Below are 25,735 nucleotides of genomic sequence, written 5' to 3'. Positions count from 1 at the left end.
GTTATCAAAACGCTAAAAACAAAAAAGCCGGCATAAATGCCGGCTTTTTTCTTTGTCTTATGAAGACTAGATAGATACGCCTTTACGTTGCGCTGTATCTTTAATAAAGCTCACCCAACCTCGAGCCACTTTACGTGTTCTCGGGTCTTTTGACGCTTTTTGAATCGCTGCATAGGCACTCTTGTATTGGCCTAAGTAGAAATGCGACTCTGCTAAGCTCATGTGAATTCTACCGGTATCGTCTGCACCAAGTTCAAGCGCTTTGTTCAAGGCAACAATTGCGCCTTTGAATTGCTCGTCTTGTTTCAACAACATACCTTGCTTACGGAAATGCTTTGCATCACTGGTAAGCGTAGCAAGTTCACCGTAATACTGAGCCGCTTTATCAATTTGCATAGCTGCATGATAAGCGTTAGCAATAGCAAACAAGTTTGCTTCATCACGCTTCAATAAGCCTGATGCTAAGTGCTTTTCATATAATTTAGCAGCTTCAATCGGAATCTCACGCACTTGATACAAGCTCGCTAGAGCTTTGATGTGTGATTCTTTATCTAAAAAGCCTTGTTGATACGCCATATCAAATGTCGCCAATGCTTTTGGATAATCTTCCGTTAATTGATAGAACTGACCTAACTGTAACCACCACAGTTTGTTTTCTGGGAATAGTTGAACAGTTGTCTCAAGTACGTCAATTGCTTCTGAGTACATCTTACGCTCATAGTACGAGGTAATTTTTAGTACATATGGGTTCTGGTTTTGCTTGTCACCAAATGCCTTAATCGCGCTGTCCGCAGGTTTAATTACCTGGGCAAACTCTTTAAGTTCATTGTGTGCACTTGCAATACGCACCCATGCTTGAGCATCTTCTTGACCAGTAAAGTCCATCCAATCTTTATACGTTTTGATCGCACCGCGGTAGTCTTTTGTCATGATCTGAAGATCAGCCAAAAGTTTTAACGCAGCACCGTGATCAGCGGCATTTAGAATGTCTGGCTCAACGGCCTTTTTCATATAACCTAACGCTTTTTCTTCGTCGCCTTTCATCGCGTAGAACGTACCGATAAAACGAGCAACATAAGCTTGGTCATATTCTTTAGACGCATCAATGTCTAAAACGATTGCTAAAGCGCCATCGATATCATCTTCGTTATAAAGATCGAATGCTTTGGCAATCTTCTTACCTACACTTGGGCTAGCAAGACGCGTAGGACGCTTTTTCTTTTCTTCTTGCTCTGCGCCAGCTGCAAAAGCATTTGGCGTAGCAACTGGCAGTGTAGCCACTGCCATTGCTGAAGCAATAAGAACTGAGGTTGATAACTTTTTAAACATAATAATTAACCTCCATCCATTTTAAAGTCTAGCTGAACTGTTAAGCCAAATTGTTTTTGCGGTTTACCGTCAACAACTTTAGGTTTGTATTTCCACTTACGAAGAGCTCTACGCGCTTCCTTGTCGAAAATACGCTTTGGCTTAGCGTCAATAACTTTAACATCTTCTACACCACCCACTTCGTTGATTGTAAATGAAAGCTTAACCCAGCCTTCTTTACCATCACGCGCAGCTTGCGGTGGGTATTTAGGTTCGATACGTACCATCGGAGTTGCTTCACCATCGCGACCGAAGCCTGCAGATGGGTCACCAAGACCAGTTGACGCACCACCTAGGTCTAAGCTAGGCATGTTAAAGTTCATACCACCTTGTGCACTATTTGTCTCAGGCTCTGGAGCTTGAGGCTTAGGTGGCGTTTTAGGCGGCGGCGGTGGCGCGGGTGGCGGAACACGACGACGTGTTTCTGCAGCCGACTCCGGCGGCGTTGTATTAATTTCAACAACGATGTTGTCTAGTTTTTCTTCATTAGGGCCTTTACCACCCTGAACTAAGAATGCCATGACAGCAAATAGACCAAAAGTGATACCGGCGCCTACGAAAATAGAAACTATAAATCTAACCATAGTACTACCCTTTCGCAGCAGCAATAGAGATTCTATCTACGCCCGCTTCCTTAATTGCATCCATTACTTTAACAACTACGCTGTGTTTCGCGCCTTTGTCAGCCTGGATGAAAATGACATCTGTAGGTTGCTCAGTAAGTAACTTTTCCAAGTTTACTTTGATACGCTCTACGTCGACGCGTTTTTTATCCATCCAAACTTCGCCAGAATCACGCACAGCTATAAAGATGTTTGCGTTCTTAAACTTAATTTGGTTAGCAGCGTTCGGCTTACTAACTTCGATACCCGCTTCCTTAATGAAAGACGTGGTAACGATGAAGAAAATAAGCATGATAAACACGATGTCTAGCATCGGTGTCATATCAATTGCTGCTTCCTCTTCTTCACGAATACGATTACGTGCCATTCGAAACTCTCTCTAGTGATGAGGCAAGCTATCTACAAGCTTAGCCTTAGCTAGTTTAATCTTTGCTTCAAGTCTTGAGCTGAAGAACACGCCTGATAACGCTGCAACCATACCTGCCATTGTAGGGATTGTTGCTTGCGAGATACCAGCAGCCATTAGACGCGGGTTACCTGTACCTTGTTGTGCCATTGTTTCAAACACACCAATCATACCTGTTACCGTACCTAAAAGGCCGATCAGTGGACACATTGCCACTAAGGTCTTTATTGTAATCAAATTACGCTCAAGTAATTCTGTCGCTTCGGAGATCCATTGTTCTCTAATTCGATGGGCATACCATGATGTCGTGTCAGCACGCGCATCCCAGTTACCTATGATGCCGTCACGGATTTTTGGATAAACACCACCCAAAAACCAGTAGCGTTCAATCATAAGTAGCCACATCAAAAAGAGTGCAAAGGCAACAATGTAAAGTACATCACCGCCAGTTGCGATAAAACTCCTGACAGAATCTAAAAGCTCTATCAGGAATAACATTATTTAGACTCCTTCTCTGCAATCGCAGCGATTAGACCAGCAGATTGCTCATCTAACTTGTGAAGTACAGATTTAGCTTTACCAGCTACAATAGAGTGAACAAGGATTAATGGCAGAGCAGCAATTAGACCTAATGCTGTTGTTACAAGTGCTAGTGAGATGTTACCAGCCATTAATTTCGGGTCACCTGTACCGTACAATGTAATTGTTTGGAACGTTAAGATCATACCGATAACTGTACCTAGTAGACCCATTAGAGGAGCGATAGCAGCGAACATCTTGATTAAGTTGATACCACGTTCAACTTTAGGTGTTTCGCGTAAAATAGCTTCATCTAACTTAAGCTCTAGTGTTTCAGCATCAGCAGATTTGTTTTCTTGGTAAACCGCTAACAAACGACCAAGTGGGTTGTTTTCGTTAGGGTTAGAAAGATCTTTAGTTTGCGCTTTGATTTTTGCACTCATTGAAGAAAGTACAAGCATACGCTCTAAGAAGATAAGAAGACCGATTACAAGTAATACTGTGATTAAGTAACCTACTTCTTTACCTTGGTGGTAGAATTCCATGATTGTACGCTTACGTGTTTCTAGCGCAAGGATAGCACCACGTGAAGGGTCAACATATAGTGCATGGTAACCTGAAGACTCACCTGAGAAGCCTGAAGCTGTACCAGAGATATAACCAGCTGGTTGCTTAGCTAGCGGCTGAACTTGACCTAATTCATCGTTGTAAGTTAGGTAACCTTGGTTATATACAAGGTTGAAGTTACCGATACGCGTAACGTTTTCAGTAGACTTAACACCGTCTAGGTTTACAACTTCAACGTCAAACGCTTCAACTTTACCTGACTCAGTCATTTCAGTTTGTAATGCAATCCAAAGCTCTTCTAAATCTTCAAGTGCTGGGATTTCAGTTGCATTTGCCATGCGGTTAAGTTCTTCACCGCGGTTAGGGTATTGTGCACTTACGATAGATGCAGAGATCATACCGTATGCGTCAGCAGCAGCACTACGGCTTACACCGAACATTTCACCCAACGTACCTTTAGCGTTGTCAAGCTCTTGCTCTTTTTGCGCTAAAGTGATTTCGTTGTCAGCGTACTCTTTAGTAAGACGCTTGTTACGGTCTTGTTCAGCTTTAAGCTGTGCTTTTGCTTTGTTTAAAAGTGCTTGCTTGTCAGCACGCTCTGATAAGAACTCAGCTTCACGTTTCTTGTCGATTGACGCTTGAGAAATACGATTAGCTTTTACGTCTTTAAGTAACGCATCTAAATCGTTTGCTTGCGCAGTTGTCGCAAGAGTTGCTGTTGCTACTGCAGCAGCTAATACAAAATTAATAACGTTTTTCATTATTTTGCTCCCGCTGCGAAGATTGGTAGTTTAGTTAAGTCCATTGGCAATTGCTTACGTGCCATACGAATAGTGTCAGTGATATCTGAAGCATATTCGTCACCTAACTCTTCCCATGAACGAGATTCGTTGTTCCAAACCCAAGCACGCTTGTAGTCTAAAGACTGAGCGACAAGAGCAACACGACCCATGTGAACGAAGTCAACAGTAATTGGGTTACCGTCACCTAAGTCTAACTCACCTTGGTAAGCGTCGAAGATTGTGCCGTAGCTAGCTTCGATTTGGTAAGCTTCAAGTACTAAGCGGAATTGCTCTGACGTAGTAACGTTAGAATCGTTCATTACGTCTTTTAAGTTTTCGATACGATTTTGACGGCTGTCTAAGTTTACAGGAACGTCTAAGTTAACAAACGTTTCTAGCGTCTCAATCATTTTGTACATTAGAGGAACAACACCTTGCTTGATCTTATCGATACCAGCAATTTGATTCTCTAATGATTGGATATTTGCTTTTTGATCATCAACCATACGTTGAACGTGATCATTGTACGCAGCTAATACTTCTGCTTCGTCAACTGTATTACGGTAGTCAGCAAGTAACTCTTGAGTCTGCTCGTAAATGTTGTTGATCTTGTTTTGTGATTTAGCTGAAGCAGCGAATTTACGTGCTTCTTCTTTTTGTAAGTTGTCTAACTTATCTGCAGATGCAGTAAATGTTAGCGTACCTACAATCGCTGCTGCGATAAGGCTTTTCTTGCTTAATTTGGACATAGTTCCCAACCAATAGTTATTGAATTCTGATAACAAAAATGCTTGTTAACGCAAATTTAATAATCTGCCAAAAATGAATAAGTTTTAGTTTCTCTAGAATAAAACTCGTCAATATTCCCAAACGACTCAACCAGTGTCAACCAGAGACACAAAAAAAGCACCTATTTGCTCAAAAAATAACAAATAAGTTCTAAATGTTGCTCAATCAGCACATCACAATGCTTTTTTTGTACCTCTGCGGCACATCAAACTGGTCGTTTTTTGTACTCCTCAATATGGTATACAGAATATTGCTTGCTACGTTTTACAAAGATAAGAGAAGCAAGTCAAACTTTATTACACTTTAATAACCATTATGACTCAAAAATTGTACAAAAGTTCGGCTTATAAGCGATTATTCTTTTGAATAAGTTTTTGTTATCGCTATTGCATAGAAGTTACGTTAAAATTAGCGCCAAGTTCAATTGGTTAAAACGCTAAATGCAAACATCATTATTTTTTATATACGACAGTCACTGTCCGTGGAGCTATGTCTCTACAGCACTGGTCAATCAGGTACATGCCGCATTTCCAAAAATGCCGCTCTATTTGCTTCATGACGCCCATTTCGATGGTGAGGACATGATGACAACCCAGCAAATTGACAACGTTGAAAAAGATAGTGATCTCACGTTTACAGCGCAATACAAAGAAAGTTTGTCTGAGTATAGAGATTCAACACTGATAGCAAACCTTATGGCGTGGGCAAGTAACAAACAACCACAGCACGCCTTAGCATTGCTAAATGCCCTGCAAAAAGCGCACTTTGAACAAGGTAATCCGCTAACTAGTGCAGACGATGTGATGGCTATTTGCGAGCAGCTAAAATTGTCGCCACCGAAGAAAGCGTTAGCGTTTGATAAGTTGTCAAAAGACGCAGAAAGCGTGTTGTTTGATATCGATGAATTTAGAGAGATTATTGGCACTAACGCAATCCCTGCGTTAATGCTTGCAGTAAATGACAATTTAATCTTGTTAAATCATAACCTGTATTTGAAACAACCATCGGCCATAGTAGATGCCGTGAAGTTAGAAATTAAAGAGTAAGGATTGTTTGAGGAAAACATGTCTGACATTACAATCAAAACAGCTGAAGAAATTGAAAAAATGCGCGTCGCCGGACGCCTCGCTGCCGAAGTACTTGAAATGATAGGCGAGCATGTCAAAGTCGGTGTTACCACCGGGGAATTGAATGACATTTGCGCCAAGTACACTGAAGAAGTGCAGTTGGCGATTTCAGCACCACTTAATTATCACGGTTTTCCTAAATCTGTTTGTACTTCCGTTAACGAGGTTGTGTGTCATGGTATTCCTGACGATACGCCGTTAAAAGACGGCGATATCTTGAATATCGACGTTACAGTTATCAAAGATGGTTACCATGGCGATACCAGTAAAATGTTTTTGTTAGGAGATGTAACCCCTGAGAACAAACGTTTAGTACGTTTAACACAAGAAGCACTTTACCTTGCACTAAAGAAGGTTAAGCCAGGCGCAACCTTTGGTGAAATTGGTACTACCATTCAAAAATTTATCAAGAAATCTGGCCGCTACTCTATCGTGAAAGAATATTGTGGTCATGGCATTGGTGCGGTATTCCACGAAGAGCCACAAATTGTTCATTACAAGAACAATGACAAAACCAAGATGCAAGAAGGTATGTGTTTTACCATCGAACCTATGATAAATCTGGGCCGAGCTGGTACTATTTTAGATAAAGCAGATGGTTGGACTGTGACTACAGTTGATGGTAAAAATTCAGCTCAGTGGGAACACACCATCGTAGTAACAAAAACTGGATGTGAGATCCTAACGTTACGTTCTGAAGAAACACTACCAAGGATATTGCATAACTAATCAGTTTTACTGCATAATCTTGTTCCTTTTAAAATAAAGCTAATAGACGTGAACGCAGCAAGTTATATTCCACAGCATTTGTTAGAGCCATTTGGGTTGACTCAAGACCCTTTAACAAGTGCTGAAATCGTCGCACTTTCCGAGCAATTTAAACAATGGCTAAAAGACGCCTTTAGTGAATATGACATCACTGAGCTGGTAAGCGCTCGCGCCTATTATGTCGACCAATTGCTCTCCAAACTTTGGTGTCAACATCAGCTCGACGAAGATCAAATTAGTCTAATCGCCGTAGGTGGATACGGTAGAGGTGAACTTCACCCCTACTCTGATGTTGATTTACTTATCCTTACCCAGAATAAAATCGACAAAGCGCTTGAAGAAAAAATATCGATGTTTATCACCCAACTTTGGGATGTAAGGCTCGATGTAGGTCAAAGCGTGCGCAGCATTAAAGAATGTTTAAAGCAAGCAGTAAATGATGTAACGGTAGCAACCAACCTAATGGAAAGCCGTTTGATTTGCGGTAATACCACGCTAGCCGATCAACTATTCCCCCTTTTGCAAGAAGATGTATTTTGGACATCTAAAAAGTTTTTCATTGCTAAAAGAGACGAACAACAAAAAAGACATTCGCAATATCATGGCGCGGCATACACGCTAGAACCGAACCTGAAAGCAAACCCAGGCGGCCTTCGTGACATTCAAACCATTGGCTGGGTGGCAAAACGCCATTTTGTTGCAGATTCATTGGAAGAGCTGGTTCAGCACAACTATTTAACGCGCAACGAATATTTTGAGCTTTTAGAATGCCAAGATTATTTATGGCGTATGCGCTTTGCCTTGCATTTAACCGCTAATCGCAGTGAAAACCGCCTATTGTTTGATTACCAATCAGACGTAGCTAAATTGCTCGGTTTTGGTGATGAAGGAAAGGCGGCTGTTGAGCGTATGATGAAGCGCTTTTTTAGAATTATAGGTCGTATCGCTGAACTAAACAAAATGCTACTTCAACATTTTGAATACGACATTCTTAAGCAAGGTGACAAGCTTGAAGTTGACACCATAAATCGCGATTTCATCGTTGTAGATGGGCTAATTAAAGCCACCAACGAACGCGTTTTCATGCGCTCAGTTAAAATCATGGAAATGTTTTTGATAATCGCGCAACACGAAAACATTACTGGCCTGCATTCAGAAACGTTACGTTTAATGCGAAATGCAAGAAGGCGTCTTGTATCCGGATTACAAGACTACGCTGAATGCCGACGCATATTTATTGAGTTGTTTAGACACCCGCGAGGTTTAGGCCTTGCGTTCAATCTTATGCATCGCCACAGTATTTTAGGCGCGTATTTACCAGAGTGGCGCAGTATTGTTGGTCAAATGCAATTTGACTTATTCCATGCCTACTCTGTTGATGAACATAGTTATCGGTTGATCAAAAATCTCTATCGCTTTAGTCAGACTGAGCACAATGACGAGTTTCCGCTGTGTAGTAAAATCGTGCAACGCATGCGTAAGCCAGAAGTGTTGTATTTAGCGGGCGTTTTCCATGATATAGCTAAAGGTCGTGGCGGCGATCATGCCATTTTAGGTGCGCAAGATGCGCTAAGTTTTGGTAAACGTCACAAATTAAATGATCACGACACGCGCATGATAGCTTGGTTAGTTGAACAACATCTAACGATGTCAATTACCGCGCAGCGCCGCGATATATCTGATGAACAAGTGATAAAAGAGTTTGCAGACATTGTAAGTGATGAACAACGTCTCGACCTATTGTATTGCTTAACTGTTGCGGATATGCGCGCAACCAATGAAAGCCTTTGGAATAGCTGGAAAGCGAATTTACTTGAAGAACTATACTACTCAACCAAGCAGGCCTTTAGACGTGGCCTAGAAAAACCGGTTGATTTGAGCGAAAAAATAAATGAAAACAAAGAACAAGCTCAAACATTATTGGTGGATTTCAAGGTCGATAGTGATGCTGTCGAGCTGCTGTGGCAAGAGTTTAAAGAAGACTATTTTCTACGCTACTCGCCAGAGCAAATTGCGTGGCATACGCGCCATATTTTAAACCACGATAGATCAAAACCTTTAGTGCTTATCAGCCCTAAACCCTATCGAGGTGGCACAGAGGTGTTTGTTTTTACCAAAGAAAAAGAAAACATCTTTGCAAATACCGTGATGACCTTGGGTAGTAAAAGGCTATCCATTCATGACGCTAAAATCATTACTAGTAAAACCGGGTTCACCGTCAACACATTTGTTATCCTCGATCAGCGTAATAAGCCGATTGATGACAACTATCGAGCGTTAGAAATCGCCAACGCGTTGACAGAATGTTTGAGTCGTGACAAAGCTGTATCGCAGCGCAGCAGTGCTATGCCAAAGCATTTGAAGCCATTCAATGTAAAAACCCGCACCACCTTTATTGATAAGCCTGAAGCGAGCCAAACGATGTTAGAAATTGTCGCGCTTGATCACCCAGGCTTATTGGCCGGATTTGCGAGTGTGTTCCAACGCTGTAATATTCACATTCACAGCGCGAAAATAACAACGTTTGGTGAAAAAGCAGAAGATATGTTTATGATATCGAATGCCCAAAACCAGCCGCTTTCTGAGCACGAAAAACAAGAATTAACCGAATTATTATCAAATGACGTGATACACGCATAAATAGGAAAGAATATGTCATCTCTACAAAACATTATTGAAGATGCGTTTGAACAACGTATGTCAATTACCCCGTCGTCGGTAAGCCCTGACGTGAAGCAAGCGATTTTAGACGCATTAGACATGCTCAATAACGGTAGCGCACGTGTTGCAGAAAAAATCGACGGTGACTGGGTTGTGCACCAGTGGTTGAAAAAAGCCGTACTATTGTCATTTCGTATTTGGGACAACGAAGTGGTTGAAGGTGCTGAAAGTAAGTATTTTGACAAAGTGCCACTAAAATACAGCAACTACAGCCAAGCAGACTTTGAAAAAGATGGCGCTCGCATCGTGCCGCCTGCGACAGTTCGCACCGGCAGCTTTGTAGGTAATAATGTGGTTGTTATGCCAAGTTACGTCAACATAGGTGCTTACGTTGATGAAGGCACTATGGTAGATACGTGGGCAACTGTTGGCTCATGTGCTCAGATAGGTAAAAATGTCCATTTATCTGGTGGTGTTGGAATTGGTGGTGTTTTAGAGCCACTTCAAGCTGGCCCAACAATCATTGAAGACAACTGTTTTATCGGTGCTCGTTCTGAAATCGTAGAAGGCGTTGTTGTTGAAGAAGGCAGTGTTATTTCGATGGGTGTTTACATTGGTCAAAGCACAAAGATTTTTGATCGTGAAACCGGTGAAGTTCACTATGGCCGCGTGCCAGCTGGTTCAGTTGTTGTACCGGGCAATATTCCTTCAAAATGTGGTACATATAGCTTGTACGCTGCCATTATCGTTAAAAAAGTAGATGCTAAAACATTAGCAAAAACAGGTATTAACGAACTACTTCGTTCAGTAGAATAAGTTCAGTTTACTGTTATACAAAAAAGCGCCCCTACGGCGCTTTTTTTCTTACTCAATCAGTGATTGAGGCCAATCTAATTGGCGCATAACATCAAGCCACTGTTGGTCAAGCGGCGCTGTTATAGATATCTCTCGCTGCGCTACAGGATGAACAAACGACAACGATAATGCATGTAGCATTAATCGTCTAAAACCAAACTGCTGCGCGAAAAACGGGTTGTGTTTGTTGTCGCCATAATTTACATCGCCAATAATCGGATATCTTAAATGCGCTAAATGTCGTCTTATTTGATGTCGACGGCCTGTTTTAGGATACATTGCCATAAGGCTATAGCGCACCGTTTGGTATTTGCCTAGTGGTTTATCAATAACCGCTGTTGCCAAGTTTTTATATTCCGTTTGCGCTTCTTGGGGCGCTTTATCTTCGCTGACATATTTGTCACCAATTTTATCGAGCTTTTCTTTTAATGCGTAATCAACAATGTCCTCGCCTAACAGGTGACCTCTTACCATAGCAATGTAATGCTTTTTTATCCGTCTATCAGTAAATTGTTCGTTCAAATCCCTGGCTACCTCAGGCGATAAAGCGAACACCAGGATGCCAGATGTAGCTCTATCTAAACGATGCACAGGATAAACATATTGTCCGATTAAATCTCGCACCAGCTGAACCATAAAAAAGCATTCTGCTTTATCTAAAAAGCTGCGATGAACAAAGATACCTGACGGTTTATTTACCGCCACAATATGTTCATCTTGATAGAGAATGGAGATATCGGGCTTTTCTGTGATCACATCAGTCATGCGCTTGCCCCGATAACAAGCTATCAATGGCGGTAATATCAGCCACTAGTTTTGCACCTGCTTTGTGATCTTTGAAAACTTGTTCGGCAATGGGCGATACCGCAATATTCATTGGTAAAGGTTGCTCGTTAAGCGCCAAAACAGTCAATTTTTCGATAAACACAAACTGCAGCCATTGCTGCAATGTCATGGTGTCGATGCAAAAGGGTTGTTGGCTTGCAAGTTGCTGCGGCGTCGGCGCTATATCTGCCCACAAGTCGGCCTGTTTTAGCGTTGTTTCAAGCCGTGCTAAGTCAGTTAAAAGCTGTTGGTGTAAAGTCTGCATAGCGAGCGTTTGTGTTGCCCTGTACGTTTGAGTTGTCGCATTAATATTATCTCGTAGTTTACACAGTATTTGTAGCTTAATTTGCGACGCTTCATGATATACTCTGCAAAATTTTAAGTGCGCTGCGCATAGTCATGAACTCCATAGAAACAATCACAGAGCTTTTGCAATTATCAAACTGCCAATACCGCGTGTACGATATCGGCCGCAATATTAATAAAATAACAAAAGAGCAATTTGAAAAGTTAGAGCACAATCAAGTGCCCTACCCATATCCCATGCAAGGACATGCTCATTTAGCCATCGCGTTTTGGCAAAAGCAATCTGTGCAGCTTTACATTTGGTTCGTAAAGCTTCCTTTAGATGAGCGTAGTTTGCTGGTACAAGCGTCTCGCAACCACTTTTTAGCCATCATACTTGAAGCGCTGGGTAGTGATTTAACTAAAGATCCTACAGAGCACCAACAAGAATTGTTGAATGCTAATCCATACCACTTTACGCCAGCGCAATACAAACTTGCGTCGTTAAATAGCCTAATTTCTATCGCCTTGAAGAAGAATGCGTCCGTCTATTTTGAGCACTGCCAAGAGTATTTACAGAATAAAGACTGGCCAAATTGGCACAACATAGGTGTTCAAGGCATTGCCGATTATGTCGCGCGTATTGACGATGAGAACCTTGCCTCGACGCTTGAAGTATCGTTACCACATTTGCCCAAACAAGTGCTCTATCCGCTATGTAGTGCAATGGAAAACCAAACATTGCCGTTAACGCTTATTCAAGCGATTGCATTACAAATTGAGCAATGCGATTTAACCGAGGAACAAGAGAAAGCGATTCATTTGTTAAGAGCGCTGTCGGCAAGTGCAACACATATGCATGTGACATCACTTGTAGATAATCTGCTGAATTTACCTAGCCTAAACGAAGAAATCATTATTACGCTATCTAGCCGCTTGTGGTTGTCGCTTGATTCTGGTGAGAAAATTGCCAAGCTTTTCCAACATGTGTTGCTAGGCAAAGCAGCTGATCTCTTTCCAGCAATTTATAAAGATTTAGTCGCCATTCCAGCAACTCGCGCACATGTATTTTCTTGCATGCGCAGTGAAAACCGCTCTCAAGAGCTAAGCAAAGCCATTGGTCAGCTGTTTAATCAAGGAACGTAGTTATGCTATCAAATGTCTATTTGTTGTTATTTATATTCATTGTTTGTTGGTACTTTATCTACATGCGCCAAGTCGCTGAAGCAGGCCGTAAACATGGCATTCGATACTGTCAAATGAATAAGCTGCAGTTTATTTCCATTGCCAGAAGAAAAAGTCGTTTAACCTTTACTAAGCAAGATGGCCTCTATTGGCGTAGTATTTTTGACGTTGAGATGAGTGGTGATGGCGAATCTAGCTTTACAGGTACCATGATTTTAAAAGGGCAAAAATTGAAAGATTTTCAATTGCCTGCATATAAAATTCATTAATTTCATTCATTGCTTTAAACGCTAGACACATATTATTCAACATAGATTGGCACAAAATCTAAATTTGCCACTGACAAGCCACAAATTATTCGGTAATCTGTGGCCTCTTCACCTGAATTTACCGCGAAGAATAAGCGCATATCAGGATGTGTAAAAACACAAAGTTCGGTAAACGTTGTAGTATTTTGGAGGAAATGTGAACCCCTTACTTTCATTGTTCTGTATTAAAGGTTTCGATAACAGAAGTCGATTTTTTACCATCAGTAGCTGTGTCTACGTTGGTTTTATAGTATTAACCGCACTATTTCCTAACAGTACTCTTATTCCTATTTGGATACTCTTGTTCGCACTTGTTCCGTTGGCGTGTTCTACAAAACGCCGTTTAAATGATGCAGAGCTCAATCAAAAGTGGATCTTTGCCCCTACTGTATCGTTTTTTGTCGCTGGGGTTATTATTGCTTTTGCAGAACATCATAGCGTGTATTGGTTGTTGTTCTTCCCTATTGTGCTCTCTAGCGTGTTATTAACCTACCCTAGCAAACGTAATCGTCATTACGTGCAAGGTTACAACGGCCCTGTAGATATGTCTGCCTTTGATCATCAAGCCAAGCAAAGTAAACGACATGCCAGTCGCGTTGAACCAAGTTTAGCGACGCAATCAAATGACACTACGTTGTTAGAGACCTCTTTTGAAAACAGACTCTCACAAGCCGACGCTTATTTGCAAAGCAAAGAAAGTCAGCAAGCCACCACTAATCCAGATTTTGGCGAATTGGTCAGAACAAAATTACTGGGTAACAAGAATGCAGCCTTTACGATTATTGTTGTTGCCGGGTTGATTGTTGCCGGTGTTATTATTACGTCTATCGCTGCCGCCGTATCGGGTGATGCAACACCAACAGAAAACAATGAAAGCAATGTTGAACAAGTTGTAACGCAAGTCGCCATGATCAGAGACAACCCATTGGCGATGCCAGACGACTACACACTGTATTTTTCTGAGCATCAAGGTTTGATATTCCATTGGCAAGGTGAAACAGCAAGCAACGCCGAGTATTGGACGCTAGCAACTGGTTTGGGTGATGAGGAATGTACAGAGCTCAACTTCCAAAACAAAGAGAAGTATCGTCCATTAACCGTAAGCGTTGAGAATGGCATCAATTACTACGCAGTCTTCTCACCTATTGATACACAGCCAATATTACAAAGCTTGGCATTTAGAGGGCGTTTCGAATTGTGTGGTTACAAGTTCTCACTTAAAGGTAGTCAAAAAGCGCTTGGTAAAAACCCAAGTTATAACAACTTCATTGAGTACTAGCTTCCCTAAAGACTTAGATAAACAAAAAGGCGCTTTAAAAGCGCCTTTTTTAGGTAAAAAAAACGCGACCCGAAGGTCGCATTTTATAACTAGCTTAAATTATATTTGCATCCGGCAATTATATTGATTCCCGCGCAATCCGTAGCGACGTCCTTGGTAATCCCTTAAACGATTCCTTGATCCTTCTATCACCAACCTTGGTTTCCTAGTAATCCTTTAGCTACGTATCCTACGATGAATCCTTAACAGTTTGATCCCTAAACCTATCCATATACGCGACATTCTTGTCACCTGCTATTCCAATAGCCTCCTTGGCGTATTCCGTTGTGCCAACTCATCCTGAGCAATGTCTTCCTGACAGTTGTTATATTACGTGTTTACTCGATTTTGCTAAGATATGTTTTCAAAAAAATTCTCAACTTTATAAGCCTTACAAACCTGAAAATAAGCTGAACCCCTTTAAAATCAATAGAAAAGAAGGTTTTTCATATTTTCAGACTACGGTAAATAAACGTTATTTCTTACACCCGTGTAAGACATGTCTCACAAACACCTTTCTTTTTTGTAACCCAGCGATATTTAAAGCCGATGAAATATTCAACAATTTTGCGTTAACGCTAACTTTAACAAACCTTGTTTACAGTTTTGTTACAAACTATCAGTTATTGTCGATTAGGGGAAATGAGCCGATTTCCACAACACAGCAGCTGTAGTGTTGAATTAGGCAACGCATTTAAATTGGGGTTATTGTTCTAAGAAATTAGCAATGTTTTAAAAGGAGGGAATTGGTTTTTTAGTCATTGTGCCATGAGCTATGAAGATTATTCAGTACCACATAAGCAACGTTACAAGTGTAGAAGTTAAAAAAGGGGAACTTCCCCTTTTCTATAGTCGCATTTCAGGAACGAACTCAGGTACTATAAGCTCCCCTGCGGTCAAAGCCTCAATTTCCGATACAGAGACGCCTGGCGCTCGTTCTAACAGATGAAACTTGCCTCCTTTAATTTCCAGGTAAGCTAGGTCTGTTAAAACTTTACTAATGCACCCTTTACCAGTTAGCGGCAAAGAGCAAGAGGACAATAGCTTAGATTCGCCATGTTTTGATGCATGTGTCATGGTCACAATAATATTATCTGCTCCTGCAACTAAGTCCATAGCACCACCCATACCCTTTATTAACTTGCCCGGTATCATGTAGGAAGCAATATTGCCCTCAACATCAACTTCAAAAGCGCCAAGCACCGTTAAATCTACGTGACCACCACGAATCATTGCAAATGACTCTGCAGAGTCAAACAAGGCTGCACCAGAAACCATGGTAACGGTCTGTTTACCTGCATTGATTAAATCAGCATCTACTTCCTCATCCAACGGAAACTGCCCCATACCGAGTAAACCATTTTCTGACTGAAGCATAACTTCCATACCTTCGGGAACAAAATTTGCAACTAAAGTTGGTATGCCTATCCCCAGATTTACGTAGTAGCCATCTTCAATTTCTTGTGCAACACGTTGCGCCATTTGCTCTCTTGTTAAAGCCATTTATTACTCCTACGCTTCGCGAATTGTTCTTTGCTCAATCACTTTTTCAAAAGAGCCTTTAATTAATCGATTAACATAAATACCCGGGGTATGTATTTCATCAGGATCTAAGCTGCCAACAGGAACGATTTCTTCTACCTCTACCACCGTAACCTTTCCAGCCATTGCCGCCAACGGATTAAAATTTCTTGCCGTTTTACGAAACACCAAGTTACCGTTGGTATCGGCCTTCCATGCTTTTACTAAAGCAAAATCTCCCACGATACTCTCTTCCAACACGTAGTGTTTGCCGTTAAAAACTTTTGTTTCTTTTCCTTCCGCTACAAGCGTTCCGTACCCTGTTGCCGTATAAAACGCCGGGATACCTGCGCCACCAGCACGCATTTTTTCAGCCAGCGTTCCTTGTGGTGTTAACTCTACGTCTAATTCTCCGCTCATCATTTGTCGTTCAAACTCTGCGTTTTCCCCAACGTATGAAGCAACCATTTTCTTTATTTGTTTTTGTTGCAACAAAATACCCAGGCCATATTCCTGTGTACCGCAATTATTAGACACAACAGTAAGCCCAGAAGTACCTTTGCGTTTAACTTCTTTAATGAGATTTTCTGGAATGCCACATAAGCCGAAGCCACCAGCGACAATAGTCATACCGTCTTCTAGCCCAGATAGTGCATCTTGGTAGTTTTTTACTACTTTATTGAAACCGGACATATCGCCCTCCCCTAGTAATTCGCGACTCAGTATTGCGATTAACCTAGGGGGCTTCAATTGATTATTTTGGAGGTATTGTTAAGAAAATCTCAATTAGGGGTTGCGCAGCGGCGATAACTGAGGGTCATTGGTGACTTGTTCAATCAGCCATTGTTGAAACACTTTAATTTTCTTTAAATGTGATTTTTCTTTGCGACAAACGAAATACCATGCAGACGTGTGCATTGTTCTAAGCTCGGGGTACAACTCAACCAACATGCCAGAAGCTATTTCATTAGCGATATAAGGCTGCATTCCCATTGAGACCCCCATACCTTGCAATGCCGTTGTTAACGCGTGATCATAGCTGTCAAACTGTAAACCTGAATCTGGGTCTATGCCTTCTATCCCCGCATTTTCAAGCCATATGGGCCAATCGTGTTTAGAAGGATAGACTTGCAATATAGTCTCATTTTTAAGTTCTTCTACCTGTTTAAGTTCTGGCTTTTCTTCAAGTAACCTTGGACTACAAACAGGGAACAATTCACTAGTAAATAAATAACAATAGTCAAGTTCTGGTAATGTGTTACCGCCTATCTTAATACACGCATCCACGTCGCTATGCATAAAATCCACATCCTCATGTGAAGTGTGCAAGCGTACGTTAATTTCAGGGTGTTTTTGCTGAAAATCTGGCAGACGAGGAATCAGCCAACGAATGGCAATTGTTGAGTAAAGTTGAACAGTAATATTGTTAGAATCTTGAGGCTTAAGAATAGCCAATGTGCCATCAGAAATTCTATCAAGCGCATCTCGAATAATGGGATAGTACTTCTTTGACGTTTCCGTTAGCTCTATCGTCCTAGCATGACGATGAAAGAGTTCAACGTTCATATATGACTCAAGCTGTTTTATCTGGTGGCTAATTGCCGACACTGATACACAGAGTTCCTCTGCAGCGCCGTGAAACGAGCCATTTCTTGCTGTTGCTTCAAAATATTTGAGTGCGTTTAAAGGTGGGATCTTACGCATATTGTTATTTTAAATCCCCTAACTGTTGAGTAAATCTCAATGTAATGGTGAAATTTTGAATTGTCAAAACAAAAATCTAATGACAATATGAAGAAATCATAACAATAAAAATCTTGCCTAGTCGCTATGAATACATCTTCAAACCAACTCAATACTCTCCTTAAACGCGCACAATCATTTGCTATGGAAAAGCGTTATAAAGAGGCTATAGAGCAGGCAAAGGAGGTGCTAACTCACGATAAAAGTAACATCGACGCAACAATGCTTTTAGCAATTTGCCTTGATAAACAAGGTGATAGCCAAAGTGCTGCCAAAGCGTTGGCATCGATTATAAAAACTCAACCCTCTTTTATTGCCGCGTACATTTTGTTAATTCAAATTGATGCGAGGCATCAAGCCTATGAAAGCGCAGCACGTATCGCTCAGTCAGCTTTAAAATATGCACCACAGCACCCTACATTATGGTTGGAACTTAGCAAGGCACTACAACACACTAATGCTCATGAAAAAGCAGACAATGCGTATAAAAATTATTTACTTCATAGCGCATCTCACCCTCTTCTCAAACAGAGTTTAGCCGCTTTTTTTGACAACGAATTAGCCAAATCGGAGCGTTTAGTCAGGGAATATTTAGTTAAACACCCCAAAGATGTGAGTGCAATACGCTTGTTAGCAGAAATAGCCATTAACTTAGGCATATTAGGTGAAGCGCAAACCTTGCTTGAGCGCGCCTTGACCATAGCGCCGAGCTATCACTTAGCAAGGCTAAACTATGCACATACGCTTAATAAACGTGAAAAAAGTGCACTAGCGCTCAAACAAATAGCTATTCTCGAAAAGCATCAGCCAAATCATTTACCTGTGATGACAGTTAAAGCCGCAGTATTGATCAAATTAGGCGACTACAGGGAAGCAGCTCAGCTATATGATGAAATATTGCAAAAGCAACCAAGCAATCCCGCTCTATGGAGCTCCAGTGGGCACGCAGAAAAAACCCTAGGCAATCAAGAAAAAGCCATTGCCGCATATCAAAAGGCAATTGCACTTAATCCACTTTATGGGGAGCCGTATTGGAGTCTAGCTAATTTAAAGACTTACGTTTTTGACGAGCAAGAAATAGCGCAAATGAAAGACTGTTTAAGGCGCCTTAACGCCGAGCAAATAGACGATAAAGCACATATTCATTTTTCTTTGGGTAAAGCGTTGGAAAACAAGAAAGCTATTGATGATGCTTTTTACCACTATCAACAAGGCAATGCACTCAAGCGCAAAACTGAACCTTATAATGCCAATCAAACGACATCGTTGGTTTCTCGTAACAAAACTTTTTTCTCTGATTTTGCTAAGCAAAGCCAACAAGAAAATCAGGTAACGCCAATATTTATAGTTGGTTTACCTCGTTCCGGGTCGACCTTGTTAGAACAAGTAATCTCTTCCCATTCCCTTGTAGATGGAACTAAAGAGTTGCCCGATATCATGGCTATTGCTCGCCAACTCGGTAATAGAGTGAAGAAACATGACCAAGATATGTACCCTACTGCCCTTGGCACATTGTCCTTGCAAGCATTAGCTGAATTAGGAAGCACATACTTAGATGGTACGTTGCCACATCGCAATAATGCACCATTTTTTATTGACAAAATGCCCAATAATTTTCTTCACATCGGTCTGATAAAAACGATTTTGCCCAACGCAAAAATCATTGATGCAAGGCGAGATCCAACGGCTACCTGTTTTAGCTGCTTCAAACAGTTGTTTGCAACAGGGCAAGCTTATACAAATGATCTTTCTGACCTTAAGAAATATTATCAAGATTATCTGGAGTTAATGGCATTTTGGCAGGAAAAATACCCTCAAGACGTCTTAACAGTGCAATATGAAAATGTTGTAGAAAATACCGAACAAAGCATCAAAGAAATACTCAAGTTTATTGGTTTGCCGTTTGAACAACAGTGTTTAGATTTTCATAAAAACAAACGTGCTGTCGCCACTGCTAGTTCAGAGCAGGTTCGCCAACCTATTAATACTAAAGGGCTGAATGCCTGGCTACCATTCAAACCTTTCTTGTCAGAGATTATTGATATTCAATCGCCTTAAAAAAAACTAAACGCACACCGCAAAATCAGAAATTGTTTAGTAGCGACATCTTGCTAGTCTCTATAGTCGGTAAAACACCGTTGTGCTTAAACAAAAACAATAACTGAGCACATATTACAACAAAAAAAATAATAATCGCGGGGAGCTAGCTACATGCAAAGCAATCTTAACAAAGCACAAAGGCTTGAAAAAAGCCGTTTGTCACAGGCGATAAAGTCATCCTTTAACAACAAAGCCATTTCAACGTTGTTAGTCGGTGGTATGGCTTTTGCGCCCGTGTCCAATTCGTTTGCACAGGAAACAGAAGTACAGAATGAAGATACCAACGGTATTGAAGTAATCGAAGTAACCTCTCGCAAGCGTTCAGAGAGTATTCAAAGTGTACCAACAAGCGTTCAAGCGTTGTCTTCGACACAACTTGAACAATTAGGTATTCAAAGTTTTGAAGACTATGCAACCATGCTACCAAGTTTATCTTATAGCAGTGGAGGTCCGGGTTTAGCGCAAGTATATATGCGCGGAGCATCTGATGGTGGCGATGGCAATGCATCGGGGTCGCAACCGAGTGTTGCCATATATCTTGATGAGCAACCCGTTACAGCAATTGGACGTAATCTAGATTTGCATGTCTATGACATTGAACGTGTCGAAGCACTTGCTGGCCCGCAAAGTACCCTATTTGGTGCTAGTTCTCAGTCAGGTACATTGCGTATCATTACAAACAAGCCAACCGCGGACGATTTCGAAGGTGGCGCAAATCTCGATGTTGGTTCAACCTCAAATGGCGAAATAAGTCACACAGTAGAGGGTTTTGTTAACCTGCCTTTGGGTGAAGATTCCGCACTAAGACTAGTCGCTTGGAACAAACACGAAGGTGGTTTTATTGACAACGTGCCTGGCACGCATACGTCCGGTTTGTTTGTAAATGGCGGAAATTTTGAACTAGCAACAAATACCAATGATGCTTTGGTAGAAGAAGACTTTAATGATTTGGATAATCTAGGTGGTCGCGCTGCGTTTAAAACACAGCTAACCGACGATTGGGAAGTTATCCTAGGCGCGATCTATCAAAACCAAGAGACAAGTGGTGTTTGGTTTCACGATCCAGAAAACCCTAACGGAGAAATTGGCGATTTAGAAGTACAGCGCTTCAATCCCGATAGCATGAAAGATGAGTTTTTACAGACGTCAATCAACGTAACTGGTGATTTAGGCAGTGCCGAGGTAATTTATGCCGGTTCATTTATGGACCGAGACGTAGAGTACTACAGCGACTATTCTGACTACTCAGATTACTACTCAACAAGCTGGATTCAATACTACGGCTGTGAATATTACGGTACAGCGACGCAAGATTGTACCAATATGATGATTGCCTACAACGACGATAATAAATACAAGCGAAATACTCATGAGCTTCGTATTCAAAGCACCTATGAAGGTGCATTACAGTACATTGTTGGTCTTTACTCTGAAGATTCAAGCCACACCTATCGCCAAGAATGGGTGATGGAAGGCATGGCAAAAGGGCCAGACTTTGAACAATTTGGCGTGCCAGATCTTTGGTATCTTACCGATCAAGTTCGTGAAGACAATCAAGTCGCGATTTTTGGTGAGCTAAGTTATGACGTCACAGACGCATTATCTATCACCTTGGGTGGCCGTTACTTCAAAAATGATAGTTCACTTGCAGGTGTCTCCGGTTATGGCGCTATTGCCCCTGGATTCCCTATCATTTCCGTCGACAGCAGCGTTGATGATAGCGGCAGCACATTAAAAGCAAATGCAAGCTATCAGTTAGACGATAGAAAATTAATTTATCTCACTTATTCAGAGGGCTATCGCCCGGGCGGACTGAACCGAGACGAAACTAACGTCGTGCCTCGTGTTTACAATTCTGATTTTGTTGAAAATATCGAATTTGGTTGGAAAGCCATGACCGATGATCAACGTCTGAAATTTAACGGTGCAGTCTATTCAATGGACTGGACTGATATGCAATTAACTAAGTTTGATTCGTCATTTGGTTCACCTGTAGGACTAACAATAAATGTATCAAATGCGAACATACTTGGTATAGAAACAGATATAACCTACCTATTAACTGATGACTTCCAGTTGAGTTTTGCGGCTAATTACAACCAAGCAGAACTGACAGAAGATCTTGTAGTAGGAAGCAATATATCACCAAAAGGAACCGCATTACCTAATGTGCCTGAGTTTAAAGCTAACGTAACTGGTCGTTACAATTTTGAACTAGCAAGCTATTTAGGACATGCGCAATTTGTTGTTGCTCATATTGGTGAACGACAAGATGACATCTTTAAGTATACCGGCGGCGACACAAGTACCGATGTCCGAGATACGTTAGCTGCATACAACTTAGTTAACCTAAGTGTGGGCTTTGAAAAAGATGCATGGAAGGCGTCTCTTTATGTAAACAACCTAACAGATGAACGAGCTGAACTAACCAAAGGTGGTGCGAGCTGGGATTCGACAATTACTGTCAATCGACCGCGTACCATTGGCGTTACGTTTAGTTATTTATTTGAATAAGCTGTTAAGTAGTCGCTGCGGCGAGGTCTCCCCCTCGCTGTGGCAGTTTTCTAAGGATAATCTATGTTAGAAACATCGATTAAATTTGAACAAGATTTTGTTGCATTAATTTCTGCTGGTGCTAGTGGAATTGGCAAAGTTGTTGCAGAAACCTTGTTATCTATGGGTGCTCGCGTCCATATATGCGATATAAGCGCAGAAGCTATTGAATCGTTCTTAGCTAAAAACCCTGATGCATCAGCAACATTATGCGATGTTGCTGATTTTAAACAGGTAGAAGCTGTATATAGAGATTTAAACGACAAATATGGCAAGCTAGATTTACTTGTAAACAATGCTGGTATCGCAGGCCCTACCGCGAAAGTGGAAGATATCGACGTTGATAATTGGCAACAAACGATTGATGTTGATTTGAATGCGCAATTTTATTTCACTAAGCTGGCTGTGCCGATGTTAAAACAAAACGGCAGTGGCAGCATTATCAACGTTTCGTCTAATGCAGCCTTCTTTGGTTTTCCATTGCGCTCGCCATACACAGCGTCCAAATGGGCACTTATTGGCCTAACGAAAACATGGGCGATGGAACTTGGTCCTGACAACATCAGAGTCAATGCTGTATGTCCAGGTAGCGTAAAAGGCCCAAGAATTGATGGCGTTATTGAGCGCGATGCTAAAGAGCGCGGCGCTACGGCGGAAGAAGTAAGACACATTTATCAATTGCAAAGCTCGATGCGATTGTTTGTAGGCCCTGAAGATGTAGCAAACATGATTGCATTTTTAGCATCACCTTTAGGGGCATGTATTTCAGGTCAAGCGATTGGGCTTGACGGTCATACTGAAAGTTTATCTAACAATATTTAATGACCACACAGTAGGAGATAAAAATGAAAGCTGCTTGGTTCGAATCCTTTGGCAAACCAGCTGATTCACTAATCATTGGCGAAATAGACACGCCAACAGCCGGCCCTGGTGAAGTTCTAGTGCGCATGCACACGTCAGGTGTAAACCCATCAGATACTAAAAAGCGCGATGGTGCTTTCCCTAACCTTTTAGACGGTGGATTGGTGATCCCACATAGCGATGGCGCTGGTATCATTGAAGCGGTCGGTGAAGGCGTTGATACTGGCCGAATCGGCGAACGCGTCTGGCTTTATCAGGCCCAATTTGGCCGTCGCTTAGGCACGGCGGCGCAGTATGTTGCTATTGATGCTAGCAGAGCACCAAAACTTCCAGAGCAAGCGTCTTTTGCTGTAGGCGCAGTATTGGGCATTCCTGTAATGACAGCACACCGATGTGTATTTGCTGATGGTGATGTTAAAGGTCAAACAATACTCGTTACCGGCGGTGCAGGCCGCGTTGGATACTACGCTATTCAATGGGCAAAACGCGCTGGAGCGACTGTTATCGCTACAGCAAGTAACGACGCTGACAAAGAATTATGCCTTTCTTTAGGTGCAGACCACGTTGTTAACCACCGTTCAGAAAACTGGTCGGCTGACGTAGTTACAGCAAATGGCGGTGATAAAATCGATCGCGTAGTTGAAGTTGAATTTGGTCAAAACTTGCCAGAAGTACTCAACTGTATTCGCGTTGGTGGCGTTATTGCGACCTACTCTTCTGTTGTAGTACCTGAACCGCAACTACCATTTAAGCATATGATGTTTATGGATTTAACATTGCGTTTAGTGATTGTGTATGCAATGCCAGAATCAGCGAAACAAGACGCAATAGCCGATATAGACGCAGTATTGACCAACGATGAATTTAGTCATCGTATCGCTCACGAAGTGAGCTTAGACGATATTGTTAAATCACATGAGCTAATCGAAGCCGGTGGTTTTGGTGGCTGCGTTGTCGTTAACATCGACTAATCCATAAAGGTAATATAACTATGGCACTTAAAACTTTTTTCCTCATTTCCGGTTTATGTTTTAGTGCTATAGTTTTTCCACAAGAATCGCTTCAAAAAAATCAAACACAAGTTGCCACCGCTCACACCCTATATGAAGGCAAAGTAAGTAATCAAAATACCAATGTAATCAGTTTCAAAGGTATTGCTTATGCAAAGCCTCCTGTTGGCCCTTTGCGTTGGAAAAAGCCACAACCCATTTCTCAGTACCCTAAGGTAACGTTAGCAGATACCTTTAAAAGCGCATGTTATCAAGACGATTACAATATTGATTGGTACAAGGATGTTGCTAGTCGTTTTGGTAAAAATGATCTGGTTATGTCGATGCCTAACGTGAGCGAAGACTGTTTGTATTTAAATATTTGGAAGCCCCTTAATACAAACCTTTCGCCTCTACCTGTTATGGTATGGATACACGGTGGTAGCAACAAGGCTGGTTGGTCTTATGAACCTAATTACCTAGGGCACAATCTTGCGGAAAAAGGGAATGTCATCGTAATTAGTGTTGCCTACAGGTTAGGCGTATTTGGTTTCCTCGCCCATTCGCAGTTTAATCAGTCTGATGGCAAAGCAAATTTTGCCTTGCATGATCAAATTGCAGCGCTGCATTGGATAAAACAAAACATTTCAGCTTTTGGTGGCGACGCCAACAATATCACCCTATTTGGAGAAAGTGCAGGCGCTGCAAACATAGGTTATCTGATGGCAATACCTTCAGCTAACCAACTATTCAACAAAGCAATAAGCCAAAGTGGTGCTTTTCAATTACTAGCGAACAGTGATTTACGTGAAGCACAAAGCGTGGGTAACAAACTTTCTAAACAACTAAGTAGCCCAAGTATAGAGCATTTAAGAACGGTTCCTGCAGAAACAGTTTGGCAGGCAATGAAGCAGATCGCACCAGATTATGACTACCGAGCGATCGTCGATAACGAGTTATTTGTCGATACACCGCAAAAGCAGTTTGCTAATCAATCTTCTCAGTCACTTCTGATTGGGACAAACTTAAATGAATTTCTAATGTATCAAGAAGCAGGTGATACAGCACCTGTGTTCGACAGTAAAATATCCAGTAAAACAGCACAAGCACTGATACTAGAAAAATTTAATAAGATTAAAGATAAGCGTTTAGCTTTGGATTGGTTTGATAACTTTCAATACATGGCATGCTCTAGCGCTATCTTGGCAAACGCAGTTAATCAGCAAGGTGGTAAAGCCTGGTTGTATCGATTTGATCGCGTGCGCGAAGGTGGCGAAGCGATTAAAGCTTATCACGGTGCTGAAATCCCCTATGTTTTTGATAGCCACGATAGTTGGCTGCCAACAAACAAAGCAGATACTACTCTTACGGATATCATGATGAAGGCGTGGGTTACGTTTGCAAAGACAGGATCTCCTCAGTCAATGCCATTAATGAGCGATTGGTTGCCATACACATTTGAACAGCCAAGCATGTTCGTATTTGATGAAAAATCTGTACTATCAGGCTATGCTGACAGCAACTTGTGTCAGCAATTAGAACCCATTTATCTCAACTAAAAACACCAGCAGTATCGGATTAT

23 protein-coding genes are annotated in these 25,735 nt (G+C 41.5%); 12 read left to right on the top strand and 11 right to left on the bottom strand.

The window, feature by feature from the left end; translation table 11 throughout:
• Window positions 1-66 precede the first annotated feature (66 nt).
• The 6 genes from QUD85_RS06720 to QUD85_RS06695 are packed head-to-tail and all read right to left on the bottom strand — an operon-like array spanning window position 67 to window position 5,014.
• Window positions 67-1,329, bottom strand: a complete 1,263-nt coding sequence (locus tag QUD85_RS06720; RefSeq protein ID WP_093329024.1) for a tetratricopeptide repeat protein — start codon at window positions 1,327-1,329, stop codon at window positions 67-69.
• A gap of 5 nt (window positions 1,330-1,334) precedes the next feature.
• A complete protein-coding gene (locus tag QUD85_RS06715) occupies window positions 1,335-1,952 on the bottom strand; it encodes an energy transducer TonB (protein WP_093329025.1) in 618 nt (205 codons plus the stop codon).
• A 4-nt stretch (window positions 1,953-1,956) separates the two neighbouring features.
• On the bottom strand, window positions 1,957-2,358 hold the full coding sequence (locus QUD85_RS06710) for an ExbD/TolR family protein (RefSeq protein ID WP_093329026.1): 402 nt from the start codon (window positions 2,356-2,358) through the stop codon (window positions 1,957-1,959).
• 12 nt (window positions 2,359-2,370) lie between these two features.
• Complete coding sequence (locus QUD85_RS06705; RefSeq protein ID WP_093329028.1) at window positions 2,371-2,895, bottom strand: MotA/TolQ/ExbB proton channel family protein; 525 nt, start codon at window positions 2,893-2,895, stop codon at window positions 2,371-2,373.
• A complete protein-coding gene (locus QUD85_RS06700) occupies window positions 2,895-4,244 on the bottom strand; it encodes a MotA/TolQ/ExbB proton channel family protein (RefSeq protein ID WP_093329029.1) in 1,350 nt (449 codons plus the stop codon). The genes QUD85_RS06705 and QUD85_RS06700 overlap by 1 nt, the downstream gene beginning before the upstream one ends.
• Complete coding sequence (locus QUD85_RS06695; RefSeq protein WP_093329031.1) at window positions 4,244-5,014, bottom strand: DUF3450 domain-containing protein; 771 nt, start codon at window positions 5,012-5,014, stop codon at window positions 4,244-4,246. The genes QUD85_RS06700 and QUD85_RS06695 overlap by 1 nt, the downstream gene beginning before the upstream one ends.
• 480 nt (window positions 5,015-5,494) lie before the next feature.
• Here QUD85_RS06695 and QUD85_RS06690 point away from each other — a divergent pair, with 480 nt between their 5' ends.
• Genes QUD85_RS06690 through dapD form a run of 4 tightly spaced genes read left to right on the top strand, consistent with a single transcriptional unit; the run spans window position 5,495 to window position 10,426 of the window.
• Window positions 5,495-6,100: a hypothetical protein gene (locus QUD85_RS06690; RefSeq protein WP_093329033.1), complete on the top strand. Its 606-nt coding sequence runs from the start codon at window positions 5,495-5,497 to the stop codon at window positions 6,098-6,100.
• A gap of 18 nt (window positions 6,101-6,118) precedes the next feature.
• Window positions 6,119-6,910: a type I methionyl aminopeptidase gene (map, locus tag QUD85_RS06685; protein ID WP_093329035.1), complete on the top strand. Its 792-nt coding sequence runs from the start codon at window positions 6,119-6,121 to the stop codon at window positions 6,908-6,910.
• A gap of 48 nt (window positions 6,911-6,958) precedes the next feature.
• Window positions 6,959-9,589 carry a [protein-PII] uridylyltransferase gene (glnD, locus tag QUD85_RS06680; RefSeq protein ID WP_245732101.1) on the top strand — a complete coding sequence of 877 codons (2,631 nt, stop codon included), beginning with the start codon at window positions 6,959-6,961 and terminating at the stop codon, window positions 9,587-9,589.
• 12 nt (window positions 9,590-9,601) lie between these two features.
• Entirely contained in the window at window positions 9,602-10,426 is an 825-nt protein-coding gene (gene dapD / locus QUD85_RS06675; RefSeq protein ID WP_093329039.1) for a 2,3,4,5-tetrahydropyridine-2,6-dicarboxylate N-succinyltransferase, read from the top strand.
• Window positions 10,427-10,474: 48 nt separating this feature from the next.
• On the opposite strand, the gene truC is transcribed toward dapD, so the two are convergent.
• Window positions 10,475-11,218 carry a tRNA pseudouridine(65) synthase TruC gene (truC, locus tag QUD85_RS06670; protein WP_407705094.1) on the bottom strand — a complete coding sequence of 248 codons (744 nt, stop codon included), beginning with the start codon at window positions 11,216-11,218 and terminating at the stop codon, window positions 10,475-10,477.
• Window positions 11,219-11,222: 4 nt separating this feature from the next.
• Window positions 11,223-11,555, bottom strand: coding sequence for a YqcC family protein (locus QUD85_RS06665; protein ID WP_093329043.1), 333 nt, complete (start codon window positions 11,553-11,555; stop codon window positions 11,223-11,225).
• 134 nt (window positions 11,556-11,689) lie between these two features.
• Here QUD85_RS06665 and QUD85_RS06660 point away from each other — a divergent pair, with 134 nt between their 5' ends.
• The 3 genes from QUD85_RS06660 (at window position 11,690) to QUD85_RS06650 (ending at window position 14,347) form a co-directional block, all read left to right on the top strand.
• A complete protein-coding gene (locus QUD85_RS06660) occupies window positions 11,690-12,721 on the top strand; it encodes a DUF3549 family protein (RefSeq protein ID WP_093329045.1) in 1,032 nt (343 codons plus the stop codon).
• Between the two features lie 2 nt (window positions 12,722-12,723).
• A complete protein-coding gene (locus QUD85_RS06655) occupies window positions 12,724-13,029 on the top strand; it encodes a DUF3301 domain-containing protein (protein ID WP_093329047.1) in 306 nt (101 codons plus the stop codon).
• A gap of 196 nt (window positions 13,030-13,225) precedes the next feature.
• Complete coding sequence (locus QUD85_RS06650) at window positions 13,226-14,347, top strand: DUF805 domain-containing protein (protein ID WP_143047943.1); 1,122 nt, start codon at window positions 13,226-13,228, stop codon at window positions 14,345-14,347.
• Between the two features lie 885 nt (window positions 14,348-15,232).
• On the opposite strand, the gene QUD85_RS06645 is transcribed toward QUD85_RS06650, so the two are convergent.
• From QUD85_RS06645 to gcvA, 3 genes are all read right to left on the bottom strand, one after another.
• Complete coding sequence (locus QUD85_RS06645; RefSeq protein WP_093329051.1) at window positions 15,233-15,889, bottom strand: 3-oxoacid CoA-transferase subunit B; 657 nt, start codon at window positions 15,887-15,889, stop codon at window positions 15,233-15,235.
• A 9-nt stretch (window positions 15,890-15,898) separates the two neighbouring features.
• Window positions 15,899-16,600, bottom strand: coding sequence for a CoA transferase subunit A (locus QUD85_RS06640; protein ID WP_093329053.1), 702 nt, complete (start codon window positions 16,598-16,600; stop codon window positions 15,899-15,901).
• A 93-nt stretch (window positions 16,601-16,693) separates the two neighbouring features.
• A complete protein-coding gene (gcvA, locus tag QUD85_RS06635; RefSeq protein ID WP_093329054.1) occupies window positions 16,694-17,611 on the bottom strand; it encodes a transcriptional regulator GcvA in 918 nt (305 codons plus the stop codon).
• A 126-nt stretch (window positions 17,612-17,737) separates the two neighbouring features.
• Between gcvA and QUD85_RS06630 the strand changes: the two genes are divergently transcribed.
• The 5 genes from QUD85_RS06630 to QUD85_RS06610 all read left to right on the top strand — a co-directional run bounded on the left by QUD85_RS06630 (window position 17,738) and on the right by QUD85_RS06610 (window position 25,712).
• A complete protein-coding gene (locus QUD85_RS06630; protein ID WP_093329055.1) occupies window positions 17,738-19,708 on the top strand; it encodes a tetratricopeptide repeat-containing sulfotransferase family protein in 1,971 nt (656 codons plus the stop codon).
• Window positions 19,709-19,861: 153 nt separating this feature from the next.
• Window positions 19,862-22,264 (top strand): TonB-dependent receptor, encoded by a 2,403-nt coding sequence (locus tag QUD85_RS06625; RefSeq protein WP_093329057.1) that lies wholly within the window; start codon window positions 19,862-19,864, stop codon window positions 22,262-22,264.
• 63 nt (window positions 22,265-22,327) lie between these two features.
• On the top strand, window positions 22,328-23,125 hold the full coding sequence (locus QUD85_RS06620; RefSeq protein ID WP_093329058.1) for an SDR family oxidoreductase: 798 nt from the start codon (window positions 22,328-22,330) through the stop codon (window positions 23,123-23,125).
• Window positions 23,126-23,148: 23 nt separating this feature from the next.
• Window positions 23,149-24,135 carry an NADPH:quinone reductase gene (locus tag QUD85_RS06615; RefSeq protein ID WP_093329060.1) on the top strand — a complete coding sequence of 329 codons (987 nt, stop codon included), beginning with the start codon at window positions 23,149-23,151 and terminating at the stop codon, window positions 24,133-24,135.
• Between the two features lie 20 nt (window positions 24,136-24,155).
• Window positions 24,156-25,712: a carboxylesterase/lipase family protein gene (locus tag QUD85_RS06610; protein ID WP_093329062.1), complete on the top strand. Its 1,557-nt coding sequence runs from the start codon at window positions 24,156-24,158 to the stop codon at window positions 25,710-25,712.
• The last annotated feature ends 23 nt before the right edge of the window (window positions 25,713-25,735 follow it).

Source organism: Thalassotalea agarivorans (assembly GCF_030295955.1).
Classification (GTDB): Bacteria; Pseudomonadota; Gammaproteobacteria; order Enterobacterales; family Alteromonadaceae; genus Thalassotalea_D; species Thalassotalea_D agarivorans.
The sequence above is the reverse complement of the archived record's forward strand: the minus strand, read 5'-3'. Positions and strand labels throughout refer to the sequence as shown.